Source organism: Paraburkholderia franconis (assembly GCF_009362735.1).
GTDB lineage: Bacteria > Pseudomonadota > Gammaproteobacteria > Burkholderiales > Burkholderiaceae > Paraburkholderia > Paraburkholderia franconis.
In genome coordinates this window covers 1-1,475 of the sequence record NZ_WHNP01000213.1, presented here as the reverse complement: position 1 = coordinate 1,475, position 1,475 = coordinate 1, and the positions used below count along the sequence as shown (strand labels likewise).

At 63.9% G+C, this 1,475-nt stretch carries 1 protein-coding gene; it reads left to right on the top strand.

Annotation, left to right across the window (positions count from 1 at the left end):
* The first annotated feature begins 114 nt into the window (after window positions 1-114).
* Window positions 115-1,425, top strand: a complete 1,311-nt coding sequence (locus GCT13_RS47675; protein WP_152768432.1) for an IS256 family transposase — start codon at window positions 115-117, stop codon at window positions 1,423-1,425.
* The last annotated feature ends 50 nt before the right edge of the window (window positions 1,426-1,475 follow it).

Here is a 1,475-nt window from a genome sequence, read left to right as displayed (position 1 = left end):
GGCAATGTCCCGGGCGTAGTTGAAGGTTGAAGGCGGCGGTTCCCCGTTGGAAATCCGAGAGAATCGGGTTTCGACGACCAACTTCCCGGACAGGGGACCAAGGAGAACCGCCAAATGAAGCGTACCAAGAAGAAGCCCCAAAGCGCCAGCGCGCCGTTGCACGTGGTGCCCAAGCAGGACCCGGACGGGCTGCGCGCCTGTTTTGCCGAGAACAGTCAGCTCCTGTTGCCCATGCTCGATCTGATTCAGAACACCCGCGCCAGCATCGACGAGTTAATGCACGAAGCCGGCCGTAGCCTGGTCGAGCAACTGCTGGTGATCTCGGCGACGGAAGTGGCCGGCGAGAAGCATCCGGGCCGCAAAGGCGACGAGGTCCGCTGGCACGGCTCGCAGCCAGGCCAGATCGTGATGGACGAACGCAAATTGAAGGTGAAGCGGCCGCGCCTGCGGCGTCGTGGCGGCGGCGAAGTGCCGGTCCCCGCCTACGAGCAATTGAACGAGAATCCGCGGCTCGCCGAGCGGGTGCATGAGATCATGGTCACGGGCGTGTCGACGCGCAAATACGCCAAGGTCCTGCCCGAGATGGCCGGCACCGTCGGCATCTCCAGGAGCAGCGTCTCGCGCCAGTTCATCAAGGCCAGCCAGACGGCGCTCACCGAGCTGATGGGGCGGCGCTTCGATGACAAGGACTTCCTGGCGATCTACCTGGACGGCATCATCGTCGACTCGCGTCACATCGTCGCCGCCATCGGCGTGGACAGCCCCGGCGAGAAACACCTCCTGGGCCTCGCGAGCGGTTCGAGTGAGAACGCCCAGGTCGTCAAGGATCTGTTGCGCGGACTGATCGAGCGCGGCCTGCCTGCGGATCACGAATACCTGTTCGTGATCGATGGTTCCAAAGCGCTGCGCTCGGCCATCGAGGAGTTCTTCGGCGAACGCGCCCACGTGCAGCGCTGCCGTGTGCACAAGCAGCGCAACGTCCTCGAGCGCCTGCCGAAAGAGAGCGTTTCGCAAACCGCGGCGATCATGAAGGCGGCCTACAAGCTGCCGGCCGACGATGGCATCGCCAAGCTCAAGACGCACGCGGCGTGGCTCAAGGCCGACCATCCGGACGCCTCGGCCGCACTGCTCGAGGGGTTGGAGGAAACGTTCACGGTGAACAAGCTGGGCCTGACGCCGGCGCTCATGCGTGGCCTGTCGACGACCAACATCATCGAGAATCCGAACGGCGCGGTGCGCCGTGTCGCGGGGCGCGTGAAGCGCTATCGTGACGCCGATATGGCCTTGCGCTGGACGGCCGCAGGCTTCCTGGAAGCTGAGAAGCACTTCCGGAAAATCCTCGGCGTGAACGAGCTCTGGATTCTCGCTGCCGCCTTGAAACGATCGACCTCAAAATCGATTGACCACGATCGGAAGGTTGCCTAACCTATGCCGCACCCGCCGTCCCAACCTTCAACTGTCTTCGGGACATCGCC

Coding starts and splice junctions, on each gene's coding strand:
- GCT13_RS47675 (WP_152768432.1), top strand. CDS start 115: ATGAAGCGTACCAAGAAGAAGCCCCAAAGCGCCAGCGCGCCGTTGCAC.